The sequence below is a fragment of the Candidatus Accumulibacter sp. ACC005 genome, from assembly GCF_907163215.1.
Classification (GTDB): Bacteria; Pseudomonadota; Gammaproteobacteria; order Burkholderiales; family Rhodocyclaceae; genus Accumulibacter; species Accumulibacter regalis.
This window is the reverse complement of record NZ_CAJQUB010000004.1, coordinates 105,389-123,731: the sequence shown is the minus strand read 5'-3', so window position 1 is coordinate 123,731 and position 18,343 is coordinate 105,389. Positions and strand designations below refer to the sequence as shown.

The window sequence follows — 18,343 nt, the reverse complement described above, 5'->3', positions numbered from 1 at the left end:
ACCTGCGGCAAGAGGGGGGAGCCTTCCTTGACCGCCAGCATCGACAGTTTCGAAAGCCCTGCCGTGGCGACTGCACGTGGCGATGGGTGAGGCCGTCGATCAGGTCATTGCCCTGGCCGGGCATCTCGGCTGTTCGGGAATAGTGATCGGCAGCCGGCACGCGGTACGGGATGCCTTCGTCGTAGCCACCGCACTCGCACCCTGCCAAACTGTCCAACGCCACGAGTTCCGCCAATGAAACTGTTTTCATCACTCTATCGCCGGGCCATGATCTGGTCGCGGCATCCGCACGCCCCCTGGTATCTGGGTGGCATGAGTTTTGCCGAGTCCTCGTTCTTCCCGATCCCGCCGGACGTGATGCTCGCGCCGATGTGCCTCGCACAGCCGCGACAGGCCTGGCGTCTCGCCCTCCTGACCACGCTGGCCTCGGTCGCCGGCGGGCTCTTCGGCTACGCCATCGGCCACTTCGCCATCGACGCCGTACTTCCCTGGCTGCAGGACAGCCGTTACTGGCCAGCCTATCAGACGGCGGTCGATTGGTTCGAACGCTGGGGCTTCTGGGCGGTGTTCATCGCCGGCTTCTCGCCGATTCCCTACAAGGTGTTCACTATGGCCGCCGGCGCCCTGTCGCTGGCCCTGTTGCCTTTCGTCGCCGCTTCGCTGATCGGGCGCGGTGCGCGTTTTTTCCTCGTCGCCGGGCTGATGGCCTGGGGCGGTGAGCGCATGGAGGCCGCCCTGCACCGCCATATGGACCGCCTGGGCTGGGCAACGGTGGCGCTGCTGGCGCTGGCCTATCTGGTGGTTCGCTGAAACGACCATGAGCACGAACCTCAATGACCCTCGGGCACGCGACTCACGCGAGCGCATACGCGCCTGGGTCGAGCGGCCGCGGGTGCAGAACTTCATCATCGCCCTGATCCTGCTCAATGCCGCCTTGCTGGGGCTGGAAACCTCGGCCAGCGCGATGGCGGCAGCCGGCGGGCTGATCGTCCTGCTGGACAGCACCATCCTGGGGGTGTTCGTCGTCGAAATCGTTTTGCGCCTTTACGCCCACCGCGCGGCCTTCTGGCGCGACCCGTGGAGCGTATTCGATTTCGCCGTGGTCACCATCGCGCTGGTCCCGGCGACCGGGCCGCTGGCCGTACTGCGGGCGCTGCGGGTGCTGCGGGTGTTGCGCCTTTTGACCATGGTGCCGTCGATGCGCCGCGTGGTCGGCGCCTTGCTGGCGGCGATTCCGGGCCTGGGCTCGATCGCCCTGGTGCTGCTCATCGTCTATTACGTGTTCGCGGTAATTGCCACCAAGCTGTTCGCCGCGACCCACCCGGAATGGTTCGGCGACCTCGGCCGCTCGCTGTATACCCTGTTCCAGATCATGACCCTGGAGAGTTGGTCGATGGGCATCGCCCGCCCGGTGATGGAGAACTTCCCCTACGCCTGGGCTTTCTTCGTCACCTTCATCCTGGTGGCCACCTTCACCATGCTCAACCTGTTCATCGCTATCATCGTCAACGCCATGCAAAGCTACACCGACGCCGAGCAGCACGACACGCGACTGGCCGTGAAAGCGGCCCGCGAGCACATCGAGGCCGACCTGCACGCCGAGATGCGCAGCCTGCGCGATGAAATCCGCGCCCTCCAATCCATGCTCTCGGTCGGCGCAACCGCTCCGTCCGGCTTTCTCCAAACCCCGTCGTCAGACCCCACCGCAAAGGAGAACCCATGAAACGCGTCTTTCTCTTCCTCGCCACCAACATGGCCATCGTGCTGGTGTTGTCGGTCAGCATGCGCCTCCTGGGCGTCGAGCCCTATCTCAACGCCAATGGCCTGAATCTCACTTCGCTGCTGATCTTCGCTGCCGTCATGGGTTTCGGCGGTTCCTTCATCTCGCTCGCCATCTCCAAGTGGTCGGCGAAGCGGGCGATGGGGGTGCAGGTGATCGAAACGCCGACCAACTCGACCGAATCGTGGCTGCTGGAAACGGTGCGCACGTACTCGGCCAAAGCCGGCATCAAGATGCCCGAGGTGGGCATTTTCGACACCCCCGAGGTCAACGCCTTCGCCACCGGCATGAGCAGGAACAGTTCCCTGGTCGCCGTTTCCAGCGGCCTCTTGCAGCAGATGTCGAAGCGAGAAGCCGAAGCCGTCATCGGTCATGAAATCGCCCACGTCGCCAACGGCGACATGGTCACGCTGGCGCTGATCCAGGGCGTGGTGAACACCTTCGTCATGTTCCTCTCGCGCGTCATCGGCCACCTGGTCGATCGCGTCGTGTTCAAGACCGAGCGCGGCCACGGGCCGGCCTTCTTCGTCACCATGATCGTCGCCGAACTGGTGCTCGGCGTTCTCGCTTCTATCATCGTCATGTGGTTCTCGCGCCAGCGCGAATTCCACGCCGACCGGGGCGGCGCCGCGCTCGCCGGGCGGCAGCACATGATCGCCGCGCTGGAGCGGCTGAATTCGCTGCATCCCGCGCCCCTGCCGGAGAAAATGGCGGCCTTCGGCATCAGCGGCGGTGGCGGCGGCGGCATCAAGCGCCTCTTCATGACCCACCCGCCGCTGGCCGAACGCATCGCGGCGCTGCGCAGCAGTGCGGGGCACGCATGAAGCCACTCGTGAACACCGTACTTCCTTCGTTTCCGTTGTGCTTGTACCCTGGCGCCCGGAAGACAAATTTCCGGAGGAAACTCATCGCGTGAGTCGAGCTTGAAATCCGAAGCCTGTTGGGAATCCGACGCTTTTCGCTTGAGGTGACCTATGTCCATACCGCGTGCAGCATCCGACAACTCTCCAGCCTGGCACTCGCTGCCTGTCGCCGATGCCTTGCACAGGCTGGCGGTCGCTGCTGCCACGGGTCTCAGCCAGCAAGGCGCCGCCGAGCGTCTCGAACAACATGGGCGCAACCGTCTGCCACCGCCCAAGCGGCGCGGGCCCTGCCTGCGCTTTGCTCTGCAGTTCCACAACCCTTTGATCTATGTGCTGCTGGCTGCCGGCACCGTCACCTTCGCACTCGGAGACTATATCGACGCCGGAGTAATCGTCGGCGTGGTGCTGATCAACGCCGTTATCGGTTTCGTTCAGGAAGGCAAGGCGGAGAAAGCGCTGGAAGCGGTGAGCGCGATGCTGGCCAGTCGCGCCACCGTCCTGCGCGAGGGCGAGCGGCACGAAATCGACGCCTCGCTGCTGGTTCCCGGGGATATCGTCTTTCTCGAATCGGGGGCACGCGTTCCGGCCGACCTGCGCCTGCTGCGGGTGAAGAACCTGCGTGTCAATGAGGCGGCCTTGACCGGTGAATCGGTACCCGCGGAGAAGCGCACGCAAGCGGTGACAGCCGACGCCGCGATCGGTGATCGCCTGTGCCTGGCGTTTTCCGGAACCGTGGTCAGTTTTGGCCAGGGACAGGGCCTTGTCGTCGGCACCGGACAGGCGACCGAGATCGGACGCATCGGGCTCCTCGTCGGGGCTACGCGCACCCTGGCGACGCCGCTCACCCGCCGGCTCGATCAGTTCGCCCGCCAGATCACCTTGTTCATCCTGGTCGTCGGACTGCTCACTTTCCTGTACGGCCATCTGGTCCAGGACATGCCCGTGCTGGAGATCTTTCTCGCCGTCGTCGGTCTGGCGGTGGCGGCAATCCCCGAAGGTCTGCCGGCGATCGTCACCATCGTCCTGGCCATCGGCACCCGCGTCATGGCCCGCCAGCACGCCATCGTCCGGCGCCTGCCGGCGGTCGAGACCCTCGGTTCGGTCACCGTCATCTGCTCGGACAAGACCGGCACGCTGACCAGGAACGAGATGACCGCCGTGTGCGTCATGCTGCCCGCACATTCCCTGGAAGTGAGCGGCGCCGGCTACGCGCCCGAGGGAGGTTTCAGCCGCGACGGCGCGACCGTAGACGCGCAGCGCGACGAGGCCCTGCAGGAACTGGCCCGCTGCGCCTTGTTGTGCAACGACGCCCAACTCAAGCGCAGCGCCGATAGCGGCTGGCAACTCGTTGGCGACCCCACCGAAGGCGCATTGCTGACGCTCGCGCGCAAGGCCGGGCTAGACCCCGCCCAGCTCGCTAAAACGCACCCTCGGGTCGACGAGATCCCGTTCGAGTCGGAACATCGCTTCATGGCCACGCTGCACCATGACCACACCGGACACACCGCCGTGTTGCTCAAGGGCGCACCGGAGCGGGTGCTCGACCTGTGCACCGATGATGGCAGCGGTCAGCCGCTTGACCGTGACGCCTGGCAAACGCGCATGCATCGTGCGGCCGGTGCGGGACAGCGAGTGCTCGCGCTGGCGCGCCGCCAAATGCCGGCCGACACGACGGCGCTGGCGATGGACGACATCGCTCCGCGCTTCACCTTGCTCGGACTGATCGGCCTGATCGACCCCCCGCGCGAGGAAGCGATCGCCGCCGTCGCCGAATGCCAGCGCGCCGGCCTGCGCGTCAAGATGATTACCGGTGACCACGCGGTCACCGCAGCGGCCATCGGCCGGCAACTGGGGTTGAATGCGGATCATGCCCTGACCGGTGACATGATCGGCGCGCTCGACGACGAGGCGCTGCGGCGCCACGCCCTCGACACCGACGTCTTTGCCCGTGCCAGCCCGGAGCACAAGCTGCGCCTGGTAGGCGCGCTGCAGGCCCAGGGCGAACTGGTGGCAATGACTGGTGACGGGGTCAACGACGCACCGGCGCTGAAAGCCGCCGACATCGGCGTGGCGATGGGCTTCAAGGGGACCGATGCCGCCCGCGAAGCGGCCGACCTGGTACTCACCGACGACAATTTCGCGACCATCGCGCGCGCCGTGCGCGAAGGCCGCGTGGTCTTCGACAACGTCAAGAAATCGCTGTTGTTCATCCTGCCGACCAACGGCGGCGAAGCCGGCGTGATCCTGCTGGCAGTCTTTCTCGGGCTGGCGCTGCCGGTCACCGCCGGCCAGATTCTGTGGGTGAACATGATCACCGCGGTCACCCTGGCGCTGGCCCTGGCCTTCGAACCAGCCGAGCCTGGCGTCATGCTCCGGCCACCGCGACGCCCCGGCGAGCCGCTGATTACCGGCGTCCTGGCGGCGCGCATCGCCTACGTGAGCGTGCTGATGATCGCGGTCACCTTCACCGTCTTCGAATGGGAACTGGCACGCGGCAGCAGCGTCGAGGTGGCGCGTACGGCGGCAGTGAACATGCTGGTCATCGGCGAGTTGGTGTACCTTTTCAACGTCCGCCACTTTACCGCCCCGGCTCTCAACCGCGAGATCCTCACCGGCAATCCGGTTGCCCTCTGGGTCAGCGTAATCCTGATCGTTTTCCAGCTGCTGTTCACCTACGCCCCGCCTCTGCAACAGGTGTTCCACACCGCTGCGCTGGATGTGCTGTCCTGGCTGGTCATCGTCGCTCTCGGCGCAGGCAAGTTCCTCGCCGTCGAAGCGGAGAAAGCGGTGTTGCGGCGCTTGCAGGTGCGCAGCATGTGAACGGACCCCAAACCATGAGCGCTCACTGACCCCGGCGCTCTATTGCGCCGACGCCAGCACTGCCAAGTTTATCGGCACAAAGGAGAATGCACCATGAAGCCCATCACCCGAATACTCGCCGCCACCGACCTGTCAGCACCCGCCCGCCATGCGGTCGATCGTGGCTTTTTTATCGCCGCCGACAGCAACGCGCGCTATACGGTAATGCATGCGACGGAACTCGACGCTCTCGACAGCCTGTCGGATCTGCTCGGCGCCGACACCGGCAGGATCAAGCAGCGGCTGGCCGACGATGCCCGGGAAACGCTGCAACGAATGCTGTCGAACCCGGCGCACAACCGCGGCGTCGCGGCCGATGCGCGGATCGTTTCCGGAGCGCCCCTGAAGGTCATCGCCGACGAGGCCGATGCGCTCGATGCCGACCTGCTGGTCGTCGGTGCACGCGGCGAATCCTTCCTGCGCCATGCCCTGCTCGGGTCCACCGCCTCGCGCCTGCTGCGCAAGTCGCTCCGACGACCGGTGCTGATCGTCAAGCAGGCGCCGCACGAATCCTACCGCTGCCTGCTGATCCCGGTGGACTTCTCGCCGGCGTCCGCACAGGCCATCCGCCTCGGCCGGCAACTGGCGCCGACGGCCGAGATCGTGCTGCTGCATGCCTTCGAGCTGCCTTACGAGGGCAAGCTGCGCTTTGCCGGCGTCGAGGATGGCGTCATCCACGGCTACATAGAGACTGCGCGCCGGGAGCGGCGGCGACAACTCCATCAACTGGCCGCCAGCGCGGGGCTGGCATCCGGCGACTATGCACCGCTGGTCCGCCATGGCGACCCCGCGCAATTGATCGCTGCCGTGGAACAGGAGCAGGCCTGCGACCTGGTCATTGTCGGCAAGCACGGCCGGTTCACGGCCGACGAGCTGTTGCTGGGGAGCGTCATCAAACACGTGCTGGCCGAATCGCAATGCGATGTTCTGGTGATCAGCGATGTCCGAGCGCCCCAGGATCCGGACAGCGATGCTTGAACGCTGGCGCGCCCTGATTCCGACCCGCGAGCAGATTGGCAACAATCGTTGGCTGCGCTGGCTGTCGCCGTACCTCGGCCACCCCAAGCTCTGGCACTGGTCCCGCCGCGGGGTGGCGCTGGGGGTCGGGATCGGCGTCTTTTTCGGCCTGCTGATCCCGATTGCACAGATCCCGTTCGCCGCCGCCGCCGCCGTGATAATGCGCGCCAACCTGCCGGCTGCCGCGGCGAGTACGCTGGTCACCAACCCGATCACCTTTGCACCGGTCTACTTCGCCGCCTACCGGATCGGCGCCTGGGTCACGGGCGAAAAACTCGACCCGCCGACACCAAGCGCGGGCACCGCCCCGCCAGCAAAAGATGCGGGCATCTGGCAGCGCATCACCGCCCTCGGCACACCGCTTGTCGTCGGCCTGGCGATCACCGCCAGCCTGATCGGCCTCGCCAGTTACCTGCTGACCAGCATCGGCTGGTACTGGTACGTCAGGCACAAGCGTCGGCGGCTGCGGCGATCCTGAGCGAGCACATGGCACGGCTCCGCGATGCGCCGGCACGAGCCGACTGCTGCGCTGACGCCAGCACGCCGCTGATGGCCGCAGCGTGTCGGCTGGGCAGCGCGGGAAACGAGTGCACGACCGGGCGTTAGCAGACTCGCGCCCGTCGCCAGTGGTAGAATCGCGCCTCGCACTTTCCCGTCCGGTGTTCGCTTCGCTCACGCACGTCGCACGCCGCCGGGCCAAACAAAAAGCCGACAACAAGGAACAGCACACGATGGCTGAGGAAGGTCAGTTTTTTCGCCCGGTAAAGGACTTCTGCCAGCGTGCGGTGGTCACCTGCAGACCGGATGACGCACTGGTAGACGTGGTCCGCATCATGCGCGACAAGAACATCTCCAGCGTCGTGGTCTGCGACCAGAAACTGCCGAGTGGAATCATCACCGACCGCGACCTGCGCAACAAGGTGGTCGCCTCGGGTATCGACCCGTCGACGCTCACCGTCAGTACGATCATGAACAGTCCGCTGGCGGTGATCGGCGAGAATGACCTGCTCTACGAGGCGCTCTACCGGATGTCGCGCAGGAAGATCCATCGGCTGGCGGTCGTCGATGGCAAGGGCCGACTCTCGGGAATCATCACCGACAGCGACATCATCCGCCTGCAGTCACACTCGCCGCATCAACTGGTCCTGGACATCGAAGCGACCAAGGACCTCGACGAAGTGAAAGCGGTGTACGGCAGGATCCAGAGCCTGGTTCTGCACCTCAGCGGCAGCGGCACCAGCACTCGCGATATGGTGCGACTGATTGCCCACCTCAACGACCAGATTCTCTTGCGGCTGATCGCGCTGATGCGCGCCGACCGCTTTGCCGACTTGCCTGCGCGCTTTGCCTTCGTCGTCCTCGGCAGCGAGGGGCGTGGCGAGCAGACGCTGCTCACCGACCAGGACAACGCAATTGTCTACGGCGACGAACTGGGCCCCGAGGAGATTGCGCGGATCGAGGACTTTTCGGAAGAACTGGTCGCTTCGCTGATCGCCATCGGCATCCCGCCTTGCCCCGGCGGGATCATGGCCAAGAACAAGGAGTGGCGACGCAGCATCGGCAAGTGGCGCGAACAACTCGACCGCTGGCTACGCACGCCAACGCCGAAACACGTGCTCAGCTGTGGCACCTTTGTCGACATCCGCACGATCTACGGCGACCCGTCCTTCGAACAGGAACTCAAGAAGCAACTCTACGAGCACGTCCAGCGCGACAAACTGTTCCTGATGCGCATGGTCGAGAGCACCTTGCGTTTTGCGCCCCCCCTGGGCTGGTTTGGCAAGATCAAGGGCGAGAGCGGCGGCGAGCATTCGGGAATGCTGGAAATAAAGAAGGCCGGTATCTTTGCCATTTCAGAGGGCGTCAAGGCCTTGGCCATCCTCGCCGGCAAGCTCGAAGGAAGCACCCACCAGCGCCTGGAAGCGCTGGTCAAGGAAAAGGTGATCGATCAGAAAATGGCCGACAACGTCGCCGAGACCTTCGACTTTCTGGTTCTGATGCGCCTCCGCGGTCAGGTGGAAGCCGTGCGGGAAGGGCGCATACCGGACAACTACATTCCCCTCAAACGCCTGAACATGATGGAGCTCGGCCGCCTGCAACTCGCCCTGAAGGGGGTCGAGAAATTTCAGGAATTCACCAAGGCCCACTTCAACCTGAATCTGCTCAGGTAGAAATCGGGCGTGCTTTGAGCGCGCCGCCCGACGCCGACCGTTGCCGTCGGCTGCGATGACGGTGGCAGGCCGGCGCCTCCGTGCCCCGGTCGACACCGGGCACGACAGGCCAGCTCAATAATTGCTCGTTTCGCTACTGTCGTCAGCCTTCTTCACACCCGGCTTGCGTCCACGCGCCGGGGTCGGCGGATCGCACGACAACCGGCAGCTGGTACCCTCAATCTTCCGGCCGTCGACGAAACGGGTCACCCGGCAACAGATCAGGTCTCCCGACGAAGCGAGCCGCGCGACTTCGTCGCGCAGTTCGGCGATCGGAATATCGAGCGATGCGGCCATGTCGACATCGAGCTGCTCGCCGTTGGCTCTCAGGAACCCAAGGATCGAATCGGTCATCTGAACCCCCAAATAAATGCCATTGCCAGTCGGCAAAGTGTCTCAGTGTGCGCCGCGGACGCCGTTCTGGCAAATCGCACCCAACCGCAACCCGCTTCTGTCGGCGCTGCGGCGCGCATCGGCGCAGGCCATTTCCGGCAGGAAGGCAGCGCGCAACGCCCCTGCCTGCCAAGCACGAAAAAGCCCGGTGCCGTAACACCGGGCTCGGACCTGCGCGAACGCAGCCGCCCGCAAGCAGGCGGCTACCGATGGGCTGGCTCAGGCCGTCTTGGCGATCATCTTTGCCGCCGGCTTGGCGCTGACCTCGGTTGCCGGTTTGGTGAACTGGGCGAGGTTGGCAAGCATCGAGGTGACCGTCGTCACCATCTGCTTACCCGATGACACCGCAAAGTCCACACCCGGCGGGGTGTTCTTCTTGGCTTCCTGAAGCGCTCCGACCGCGCCCCTGCCGGCCTGCGAAAGCTGACTACCCAAGACCTGCACGACGGCTGACGAGGTTTCGTTGGAAATATGGTAGGCACGACGCGAAAAGGCGACCGATTGTGAAACCGCGGCGACCGCCATCGGCTGCTGCAGGGCCTTCAGGCCTGCCATATCGCGAACGTCGGACAAGGCCTTGACGTTCTCGGCGCCTTGCTTGGCAACAGCGCGTGCAGTGTGCAGATTCAACGCAGCAAGCTTGCCCACCCCGTCAAAGGAGGCATTGACCACCGACTTCCACACGTCCAGACCGGCTTTGCTGCGGCTGGTGAATTGCTCAGCTACGTTGTACACGATACTCTCCTTGAAATTGCGAACCCGAACACCGCCCAGGCTTCCCGCCTGAAGCTGTTTGCTGCAATGCAGCGGATGACCTATTCTAGCCTTCGAGCAGGGATTGTCAAGCGTTTTTGCTGCGTTGCAACAAGAGAAAAACAGCGAGCCAATGAGCGCCGAAAGCCGCCTTGCCACAAACACACTTTCGCCTCCCTATCGCCCCAGCAAGGCGTCAGGCCACGTGTTGCGCGCCGCCGCTGGCGGCTGGCGATCCGACCGGCGACCAGCAAGGCTTGCGCGAACCCGACCTTGAGTGAGCACCATGCCCGAAGCAACGCCCTACACCCTCATCGGTGGCGAAACCACCGTCGCCCGCCTCTGCCAACGCTTCTACGAACTGATGGAAACGGTGCCGCAGTTCGCGACGATTCGGGCGCTGCACCCGGCTGATTTGCAGTCGTCGCGCGACAAGCTGTTCATGTTTCTGTCCGGGTGGCTGGGCGGACCCGACCTCTACGTGCAAAACATCGGACATCCGATGCTGCGCCGTCGGCACTTGCCGTTTGCCATCGGCGAGGCCGAGCGTGACCAGTGGGTGGCGTGCATGGTGCTGGCCATGGAAGGGGTCGGGATCGAGGAAGCCCTGCGCCAGAAACTGCTGGCATCCTTTTTCAGTACGGCCGACTTCATGCGCAACCAGCCCGGCTAGAGGGGGCGAGTTTTTGCAGCGCAGCACGGACTTCCAGCCTGTGATAGAATAACCGCCCCTGTTCAGAGGCTTGACCCCTTATGACCCGCGCCATCCGTAACATCGCCATCATTGCCCACGTCGACCACGGCAAGACCACGCTGGTCGACAAGCTGCTGGTTCAGGCGGGCACCTTCTCCGCCCACCAGCACATCACCGAGCGGATGATGGACTCGAACGACCTCGAGAAGGAACGGGGAATCACCATTCTGGCCAAGAATCTGGCCGTGGACTATGGCGACGTGCATATCAACATCGTCGACACGCCGGGACACGCCGATTTCGGGGGCGAAGTGGAACGTGTGCTGTCGATGGTCGATGGCGTCCTGCTGCTGGTCGATGCCGTCGAGGGTCCGATGCCGCAGACACGCTTCGTGACCAAGAAGGCGCTGGCGCTCGGTCTGAAGCCGATCGTGGTGGTCAACAAGATCGACCGCGACGGCGCGCGCCCGGACTGGGTCGTCGATCACACCTTCGACCTCTTCGACAAACTCGGCGCCAACGACGAGCAGCTCGACTTCCCGGTCGTTTATGCTTCGGCGATCAACGGCTATGCGACGCTCGATCTGGCACAGCCCTCGACCGACATGCGAGCGATGTTCGAGACCGTTCTCAAGCACGTCCCGCCACCGCACGCCGACGAGATCGACGGGCCGCTGCAACTGCAGATTTCGGCACTCGATTACTCGAGCTATGTCGGACGCATCGGCATCGGCCGCCTGCAGCGTGGCCGCCTGAAGCCGGCCCAGCAGGTGACCATCATGTACGGCCAGGCCGATGCCGATGGCAAGTTCGAGCACGGCGCGCCGAAGACGGCCAAGGTCAATCAGGTGTTCGGTTTTCAGGGCATGGAGCGGGTGCCGATGGACGAGGCAGTGGCCGGCGACATCGTGCTGGTGACTGGTATCGAAGATCTCTCGATCGGCTGCACCATCACCTCCACCGAGCAGCCGGAAGCGCTGCCGATGCTGCACATCGACGAGCCAACGCTGAACATGACCTTCATGGTCAACAACTCACCGTACGCCGGCACCGAAGGCAAGTTCGTCACCAGCCGCCAGATCGGCGAACGCCTGCGCAAGGAGTTGCTGACCAACATGGCGTTGCGCGTCGAGGAAACGACCGACACCGACAGCTTTCTGGTTTCCGGGCGCGGCGAACTGCATCTGACGATCCTGCTCGAGACCATGCGCCGCGAAGGCTACGAGCTGGCCGTCGGGCGCCCGCGGGTCATCATCAAGGAGGTCGACGGCGAGCCGTGCGAGCCCTATGAAATGCTTACTCTGGACGTCGAGGAAGCGCATCAGGGCGGCGTCATGGAAGCGCTCGGTTATCGCCGTGGCGACCTGCAGGACATGTCTTCGGACGGTCGCGGCCGTGTTCGCCTCGAATACCGCATCCCGGCGCGTGGCCTGATCGGTTTCCAGGGCGAGTTCCTCAACCTGACGCGTGGCACCGGGCTGATCAGCCACGTTTTCGACGAGTACGCGCCGGTCAAGGGCGACATCCCCGGACGCCGCAACGGCGTGCTGATCTCGGCCGAGCGCGGCGAAGCGGTCGCCTACTCGCTGTGGAAACTGCAGGACCGCGGGCGAATGTTCAGCAGCCCTGGTGACAAACTCTACGAGGGCATGGTGATCGGCATCCACAGCCGCGAGAACGACCTGGTGGTCAATCCGATCAAGGGCAAACAACTGACCAACGTTCGCGCCTCGGGCACCGACGAAGCCGTACGCCTGGTGCCACCGGTGGCGCTGACCCTTGAATCGGCCGTGGAATTCATCGCCGACGACGAACTCGTCGAAATCACGCCCAAGAACATTCGCATCCGCAAGCGCCTGCTCACCGACAACGAGCGCCGACGCGCGTCGCGCGAAGGCTGATCGCCGGAAAAGGCAGGCACGCCGGCCGGTCGGGAGCCGCGCAGAGGCTCTACGCCGGGCGCTGTTCGCGGAAGTGCGCGGCAAAGACCATGGCTGCCGGAAAGAACTCGAGAAAGTCGCCTTCGAAGCCGGCGTAGCCGGCGACCAGCTCGCTGCCCGCGCCGCGCAAGCTGTTGCTGCGCCGCAACCGGTGCACAGCGATCCGGTCGAGCGCCCGACCGACGGCAGCCGGCTCACGGTAGCTGGTCAGCCAGTCCTCGTCGCGCATGGTGGGCAAAATCCGGGCCAGACGGTCGGGTAGCGCCCGGGAAGCGAGAAGCGCATAGACAGCGGCGGAAAACGTCGCCAGCGGCTGCGGCGAATAGCGCGCCCAGTGCACGGCAAGAAAGTGATCGTAGAACATATCGACGATGATGCCGCTGTAGCGGCGACGCTCGCTGCTCACCCGTCTCCGGCTGCGTGCGAAAGCCTGGTGCGCGTCGGCGAAGCTGTCGATCCGCCGGTGCAGCAGCAGGCCGTGCACGACGGCCGCGCTGAACTGCGCTGGCGGTGGCGCCAAAGGCCCTTTGACGAAGTCGCCGAGCAAGCCACCCAGCCGGCACTCGTCGTCGGCACCGGAGAGCAGCGCGTGCGCCAGGTAGTTCAAGACGGCAGGCGCGGAAACGGTCGATTCTGCTCCTCGTCGGGCGTGCCCACCGAACGCAGTGGCGAGCGATTCGAGTGCGGCAGGTGCAGCGTCACCAGTTCGCTGCCGAGCAGCGTCACCTGACCATCGCGGCGATTGTCGCCGGTGTCGCTGAACTCGAAACGATAGACGCGACGCAGGCGAAAGCGACCCTCATCGTCGCGTCCCGGGCGCAGGGAGGCGAGGGCAACGGTATCGTCGAGCAAGAGGAGATCCTCGGCAGCACAAGCCGCGCGAACCGCGCGCATGCCCGCCTCACGCGACTTGAAGCTGTCCCACCACAGGGCGCCAGCAGCCAGCATCGCCAGCAGGCTGAGCACTTCAGCCCAGGGCATCAGCGCCTCTTCTGGCGGGGGTGCCACCGCAGGTCCCGCTGGCGGGACGACCTGCCCTGCGCCGGCGAGCGCCAAAAGCTGAACACTTGAATGTCATTGCGGCAACCCTCGTTGTGGTGCGTCGTCGCACGCTCCGATGGCCACCGGCGCCGGGCAACATTGTTGCAGGGGAAAAGTGGCCGCAGCGGACTGCGCCGAGCGCATCGCCCGGCTGCGATCGCTGCGAGCTTGGCTATACTAGCGAAAAATGACCAACACCACATCCCGACCGGGTTCGCTGCTTGCGCGCGCTGCTCGCTTCCTCACCGCAATCGTCATCGTGCTTGCAGCGCTTCCCGGCCAGCTGTCGGCCGGGGAAGTGAGTGACCCCTTTGCCACCGACGCCATCACCCCGCCACACCCGGCCCTTGATCTTTCTGCCGCGCAGAATGCCTATCTGCCGTGCCAGGCACTGCCCGACGACACCCCTTACGGCGTTCTCGAAGTCGTCGATCTGGCGTTGTGCAAGAACCCGACGACGCGTGAAGTATGGGCCATCGCCCGCCTGCAGGCGGCTCAGGTCGGCGTCGCGAAGTCGGACTTCCTGCCGGCGCTCGATGGTCGACTGGCGGTTAATCGCCTGCGTGGCGAGGCGCGCAGCGCGACCCAGCGCAGTGCGTCGCTGACCCTGTCGTGGCTGCTGATCGATTTCGGCGCCCGCTCGGCCAACCTCGAAGTCGCGCGGCAACTGCTCAGCGCTGCGGCGGCGACACTGGACGCGACCGTGCAGAGCGTCTTTCTCGGCGCCCTGCAGTCCTACTTCAACGCCCAGGCGGCACGGGCGGCCGTGAGCGCGGCGCTGGAATCGGAGAAAGCCAGCCGCGAGAGCCTGACCGCCGCCGAAGTCCGCTACCGCGTCGGCAGCGGCACCCCGGCCGACCGCCTGCAGGCGCAGACCGCCTGGTCGCAGGCAACGCTCAACCGGATCAGGAGCGAGGGTGTACTGCGCAACATGCTCGGCAGACTGGCCAAGGTGATGGGCCTGGACGCCAACCACCGGCTACGTCTCGACGACATTCCGACGACCACGCCCGACAGCGGCTTCGACCGCGACATCGCCGCACTGATCGCCGAAGCACGCCAGCGTCGACCCGAGATGAAGGCCGCCGAAGCCGAACTGAAAGCGGCGCAATCGGGGATCGACTACGCGCGCGCCTCCGGCCGGCCGACGATCTCGCTGAGCGCCGGTCCGCAGTGGGAAAACCTCGACGGCCTCTCGGGCCAGGGCAATGCCATCGGGCTGAGCGTGCAGCTGCCGATCTTTTCCGGTTTCAACACCACCTACCAGATACGCGCCGCCGAGGCGCGCAGCGAGGTCCAGGCCGCGCGCCTGGAAAACACCCGCCAGGAGGTTGCTCTGGAAGTCTGGGAGAACTACCAGAGCCTGAACACCGCCACCCAGACGATCCGCACCAGCGCCGACCTGCTGAGCAGTGCCGAACAGTCGGAACGTGTCGCCCTGGGCCGCTACAAGGCCGGCGTCGGCAACATCCTCGACGTCCTCAACGCCCAGAGCGCGCTCGCCGCTGCGCGCCTGCAGCGCATCCAGGCGATGCTGGACTGGCAGGTCTCGCGCGCCGCCCTGGCCCGATCCATAGGCGTCCTCGACAGCAGCCTGCTGCTCGCCGTCGGTGGCGAGCCGAAAGCCCGCAATCCATGAAAATCTCGCGCACAAGATCGACCATTGGCGTGCTCGCCGTCGCCCTCGCCGCCGGCGGCCTGTACTGGCAACAGCAAAAGTCTGCCCTGTCGCCGGAGCAGCGCTACAAGCTGCAGGCCATCGAGCGTGGCGAGATCACCCAGACGGTGTCGGCCAACGGCACCCTCAACCCGGTGGTGCTGGTCAATGTCGGGACGCAGGTTTCGGGGACGGTCACCCGCCTGTATGTCGATTTCAACGACAAGGTCGAGAAGGGCCAGGCCTTGCTCGAACTCGACGACTCCCTGCTCGCCGCCCAGGCCCGGCAATCGGCGGCCAATGTGCGCAACGTCTCGGCAGCGCTCGATCTGGCACGCGCCAACGAAGCACGCATGCGGGCGCTCTTCGAGCAGGAGTACGTTTCCCGCCAGGAACTCGAGCAATCGATCCAGACGCGCCGCTCGTCCGAGGCGCAGCTGGCGCAAGCCAGGGCAGCGGCCGACAAGGACCAGGTCAATCTGCGCTACACGACGATCCGCTCGCCGGTCTCTGGCGTCGTCGTCGACCGCGTCGTCGATCTGGGACAGACGGTCGCCGCCAGTCTGCAAACGCCGACGCTGATCAAGATCGCCCAGGATCTGTCCGAAATGCGCATCGATTCCAGCTTTGCCGAAGCCGACATCGGCAAGATCAGGGACGGGCAGCAGGTACGGTTTACCGTCGACGCCTTCCCGGAGCGAAGTTTCGCCGGCCAGGTGCAGCAGATTCGCCTCAACCCGACGACGCAGCAGAATGTCGTCACCTACAACGTCCGCGTTTCGCTCTCCAATCCCGACCATATTCTTCTTCCCGGAATGACCGCCTACGTCAGCATCGTCGTCGCCCGGCGCGAAGACGCCCTGCTCGTCCCCAACGCGGCGCTGCGTTTCAAGCCGCCCGAAGAGGATCCTGGCAGCAAACCGGTCGCTGGCGACGTCAGGGGCAAGGGCGGCAAGGGCGGCAAGCACGACAGGGATAAGGACAGCGGCAGCAGCGGCACCGTGCACGTCGTCGATCAGGGCCAGCTGAAGGCGGTGAACGTGCAGCTCGGCATCACCGACAACCGCAACAGCGAAGTGCTCGGCGGCGAGCTGAAGGTCGGGGAACGGGTGGTCGTCGGCGAGAACGCGGTCACTTCGGGCGGCAAGCCGAGCAGCGTCGGCATGCGCCTGTTCTGATGTCGTCGGCACTCATTCGCGTCGCCGGACTCGGCAAGTCGTACAGCACGGCCGCCGGGCCGTTCCCGGCGCTCAGGGGTGTCGATCTGAGCATCGCAGCCGGCGAGTTCGTCGCCATCATGGGTCAGTCCGGATCCGGCAAGTCCACCTTCATGAACCTGCTCGGCTGCCTCGACACACCGACCAGCGGCGACTATTTTCTCCTTGATCGCAATGTCGCGCATCTCGGCAGGAACGAACTGGCGTCACTGCGCAACCGGACCATCGGCTTCGTCTTTCAGGGTTTCAATCTCCTGCCACGGATGACGCTCGCCGACAACGTCGCCCTGCCGCTGGTCTACGCCGGTGTCGAGCGCGCGCAGCGTCAGCAGCGGGCGCAGCAGGAATTGGCCCGCGTCGGCCTCGCCGCCTACGCCGACTCGCTACCCAGCCGCATTTCCGGCGGTCAGCAACAGCGCGTGGCGATCGCCCGCGCACTGGTCACCTCGCCGCCGCTGATCCTTGCCGACGAGCCGACCGGCAACCTCGACAGCCATACCAGCGCAGAGATCATGCACCTGCTGGCAACGCTCAACGCTGCCGGGATCACCATCGTCCTGGTTACCCACGAAGCCGATATCGCCGCCTGGGCGCAGCGCCAGGTGCGCTTTCTCGACGGGCTGATCGTCAGCGACGTTGCGACGCCGGCAAGGGTGCCCGGCCAATGCTGAAAGCGATGCTCGGCGAAGCCTGGAGGGCGATGGGGGCCAACCGCATGCGCACCGCGTTGACCATGCTCGGGATGGTCATCGGCGTCGGCTCGGTGGTGTTGATGATGGCCATTGGCCAGGGTGCTCAGTACGCGGTGGCGCAAACCATCAGCACCATGGGCAGCAATCTGTATATCGTCATCTCGGGATCGACCAGCGCCGGCGGTCTGCGCAGCGGCGGCGGCGGTGGCCCATCGCTGAACGTTGCCGACGCCGAGGCGATCGCTCAGCTCGAAGGCGTCAGCCGGGTGGCACCGGTGCATCAGGGACGGCAGCAACTGGTGCATGGCGCGAACAACTGGAGTGCCACGGTGGTCGGCACGACGCCCGCCTATTTCGACGCACGCGCCTGGGCGGTCAGCAACGGTTACCCGTTCGGAGACTCGGACGTGCGTTCGGCGACCCGTGTGGCGCTGATCGGGCAGACCATCGCCGACAACCTGTTCGGCAGCGACGATCCCGTCGGCAAGACCATCCGCATCCAGCAGAGTCCCTTCCTGGTCATCGGCGTTCTCGGCAAGAAGGGCCAGAACCTCGACGGGCGCGACCAGGACGACACGGTGATCGTGCCGCTGACGACCGCCCAGCGCAAGGTCTTCGGTACCCCCTTTCCGGGATCGGTGCGGGTCATGATGGTCCAGGCCGCGTCGGCGGAAGCCATGCCTGGCGTGGAAACGAGCATGATCGCCCTGCTTCGCCAGCGCCATCGCCTGCGCGAAGGACAGGACAACGACTTCTACATCCGCAACCTGACCGCTGCCGCCGACTCGGCCGCCGAAACGACGCGCGTGATGTCGCTGCTGCTCGGCGCCATCGCCTCGGTATCGCTGCTCGTCGGCGGCATCGGGATCATGAATATCATGCTCGTCTCGGTGACCGAGCGGACGCGCGAGATTGGCATCCGCATGGCCATTGGCGCCCGCCAGAAGGACATCCTCAGCCAGTTCCTGCTCGAAGCGCTGATCATTTCCGTCGCCGGCTGCCTGATCGGCCTGCTCCTCGGGATCGGCGGAGCACTGCTGGTCAACGCCATCACCGATATGGTGATCGTCATCTCCGGCGGCTCGGTGCTGGTTGCTTTTGCCGTTGCCGCAGGGATCGGCATCTTCTTCGGTTTCTACCCGGCGCGCCGGGCGGCCGCACTCGACCCGATCGAAGCGCTGCGCCATCAATAGGCCTGGCCGTGGCTTACAGGCTACAATCTGCAAT

17 protein-coding genes and 2 pseudogenes are annotated in these 18,343 nt (G+C 65.2%); 14 read left to right on the top strand and 5 right to left on the bottom strand.

The window, feature by feature from the left end; all coding sequences use genetic code 11:
* The first annotated feature begins 234 nt into the window (after positions 1–234).
* The 7 genes and pseudogenes from QZ613_RS03485 to QZ613_RS21070 form a co-directional block, all read left to right on the top strand.
* Positions 235–810 carry a YqaA family protein gene (locus QZ613_RS03485; RefSeq protein ID WP_291981518.1) on the top strand — a complete coding sequence of 192 codons (576 nt, stop codon included), beginning with the start codon at positions 235–237 and terminating at the stop codon, positions 808–810.
* Positions 811–817: 7 nt separating this feature from the next.
* The gene (locus QZ613_RS03480; protein WP_291981516.1) at positions 818–1,723 is read left to right on the top strand and encodes an ion transporter; all 906 of its coding nucleotides are present in this window, start codon (positions 818–820) and stop codon (positions 1,721–1,723) included.
* Complete coding sequence (gene htpX / locus QZ613_RS03475; RefSeq protein WP_043563597.1) at positions 1,720–2,604, top strand: protease HtpX; 885 nt, start codon at positions 1,720–1,722, stop codon at positions 2,602–2,604. The genes QZ613_RS03480 and htpX overlap by 4 nt, the downstream gene beginning before the upstream one ends.
* A gap of 150 nt (positions 2,605–2,754) precedes the next feature.
* Positions 2,755–5,463 (top strand): cation-transporting P-type ATPase, encoded by a 2,709-nt coding sequence (locus QZ613_RS03470; RefSeq protein WP_043563599.1) that lies wholly within the window; start codon positions 2,755–2,757, stop codon positions 5,461–5,463.
* 93 nt (positions 5,464–5,556) lie between these two features.
* A complete protein-coding gene (locus QZ613_RS03465; protein ID WP_291864759.1) occupies positions 5,557–6,480 on the top strand; it encodes a universal stress protein in 924 nt (307 codons plus the stop codon).
* On the top strand, positions 6,473–6,997 hold the full coding sequence (locus QZ613_RS03460) for a DUF2062 domain-containing protein (protein WP_043563604.1): 525 nt from the start codon (positions 6,473–6,475) through the stop codon (positions 6,995–6,997). Before QZ613_RS03465 ends, QZ613_RS03460 begins: the two co-directional genes overlap by 8 nt.
* Positions 6,998–7,250: 253 nt before the next feature.
* Positions 7,251–7,625: pseudogene (locus QZ613_RS21070) on the top strand (CBS domain-containing protein); the annotation flags it as partial.
* A 1-nt stretch (position 7,626) separates the two neighbouring features.
* Here QZ613_RS21070 and QZ613_RS21065 read toward each other — a convergent pair.
* Positions 7,627–7,698, bottom strand: a pseudogene (locus tag QZ613_RS21065) (hypothetical protein); the annotation flags it as partial.
* Here QZ613_RS21065 and QZ613_RS03455 point away from each other — a divergent pair.
* Positions 7,698–8,690: a DUF294 nucleotidyltransferase-like domain-containing protein gene (locus tag QZ613_RS03455; protein ID WP_363319468.1), complete on the top strand. Its 993-nt coding sequence runs from the start codon at positions 7,698–7,700 to the stop codon at positions 8,688–8,690. The pseudogene QZ613_RS21065 and the gene QZ613_RS03455 sit on opposite strands and share 1 nt — an antisense overlap.
* A gap of 114 nt (positions 8,691–8,804) precedes the next feature.
* On the opposite strand, the gene QZ613_RS03450 is transcribed toward QZ613_RS03455, so the two are convergent.
* On the bottom strand, positions 8,805–9,119 hold the full coding sequence (locus QZ613_RS03450; protein WP_291981514.1) for an ArsR family transcriptional regulator: 315 nt from the start codon (positions 9,117–9,119) through the stop codon (positions 8,805–8,807).
* 222 nt (positions 9,120–9,341) lie between these two features.
* Positions 9,342–9,857, bottom strand: coding sequence for a phasin family protein (locus QZ613_RS03445; protein WP_291981512.1), 516 nt, complete (start codon positions 9,855–9,857; stop codon positions 9,342–9,344).
* A gap of 304 nt (positions 9,858–10,161) precedes the next feature.
* On the opposite strand from QZ613_RS03445, the gene QZ613_RS03440 reads away from it, so the two are divergent.
* Together QZ613_RS03440 and typA are read left to right on the top strand one after the other, a co-directional pair.
* Positions 10,162–10,548 carry a group II truncated hemoglobin gene (locus QZ613_RS03440; RefSeq protein WP_043563610.1) on the top strand — a complete coding sequence of 129 codons (387 nt, stop codon included), beginning with the start codon at positions 10,162–10,164 and terminating at the stop codon, positions 10,546–10,548.
* 80 nt (positions 10,549–10,628) lie between these two features.
* Entirely contained in the window at positions 10,629–12,470 is a 1,842-nt protein-coding gene (typA, locus tag QZ613_RS03435; RefSeq protein WP_291981510.1) for a translational GTPase TypA, read from the top strand.
* A 49-nt stretch (positions 12,471–12,519) separates the two neighbouring features.
* Here typA and QZ613_RS03430 read toward each other — a convergent pair whose 3' ends face one another.
* Both QZ613_RS03430 and QZ613_RS03425 read right to left on the bottom strand, forming a co-directional pair.
* Positions 12,520–13,116: an acyl carrier protein phosphodiesterase gene (locus QZ613_RS03430; RefSeq protein WP_043563613.1), complete on the bottom strand. Its 597-nt coding sequence runs from the start codon at positions 13,114–13,116 to the stop codon at positions 12,520–12,522.
* Complete coding sequence (locus QZ613_RS03425) at positions 13,113–13,490, bottom strand: DUF3301 domain-containing protein (RefSeq protein WP_043563615.1); 378 nt, start codon at positions 13,488–13,490, stop codon at positions 13,113–13,115. The genes QZ613_RS03430 and QZ613_RS03425 overlap by 4 nt, the downstream gene beginning before the upstream one ends.
* A gap of 247 nt (positions 13,491–13,737) precedes the next feature.
* Here QZ613_RS03425 and QZ613_RS03420 point away from each other — a divergent pair, with 247 nt between their 5' ends.
* The 4 genes from QZ613_RS03420 to QZ613_RS03405 are packed head-to-tail and all read left to right on the top strand — an operon-like array spanning position 13,738 to position 18,309.
* The gene (locus QZ613_RS03420; protein ID WP_043563617.1) at positions 13,738–15,189 is read left to right on the top strand and encodes a TolC family protein; all 1,452 of its coding nucleotides are present in this window, start codon (positions 13,738–13,740) and stop codon (positions 15,187–15,189) included.
* Positions 15,186–16,385 (top strand): efflux RND transporter periplasmic adaptor subunit, encoded by a 1,200-nt coding sequence (locus QZ613_RS03415; RefSeq protein WP_043563619.1) that lies wholly within the window; start codon positions 15,186–15,188, stop codon positions 16,383–16,385. The genes QZ613_RS03420 and QZ613_RS03415 overlap by 4 nt, the downstream gene beginning before the upstream one ends.
* Positions 16,385–17,095, top strand: coding sequence for an ABC transporter ATP-binding protein (locus QZ613_RS03410; RefSeq protein WP_043563622.1), 711 nt, complete (start codon positions 16,385–16,387; stop codon positions 17,093–17,095). The genes QZ613_RS03415 and QZ613_RS03410 overlap by 1 nt, the downstream gene beginning before the upstream one ends.
* Complete coding sequence (locus QZ613_RS03405) at positions 17,089–18,309, top strand: ABC transporter permease (RefSeq protein ID WP_043563625.1); 1,221 nt, start codon at positions 17,089–17,091, stop codon at positions 18,307–18,309. The genes QZ613_RS03410 and QZ613_RS03405 overlap by 7 nt, the downstream gene beginning before the upstream one ends.
* Positions 18,310–18,343 lie beyond the last annotated feature (34 nt).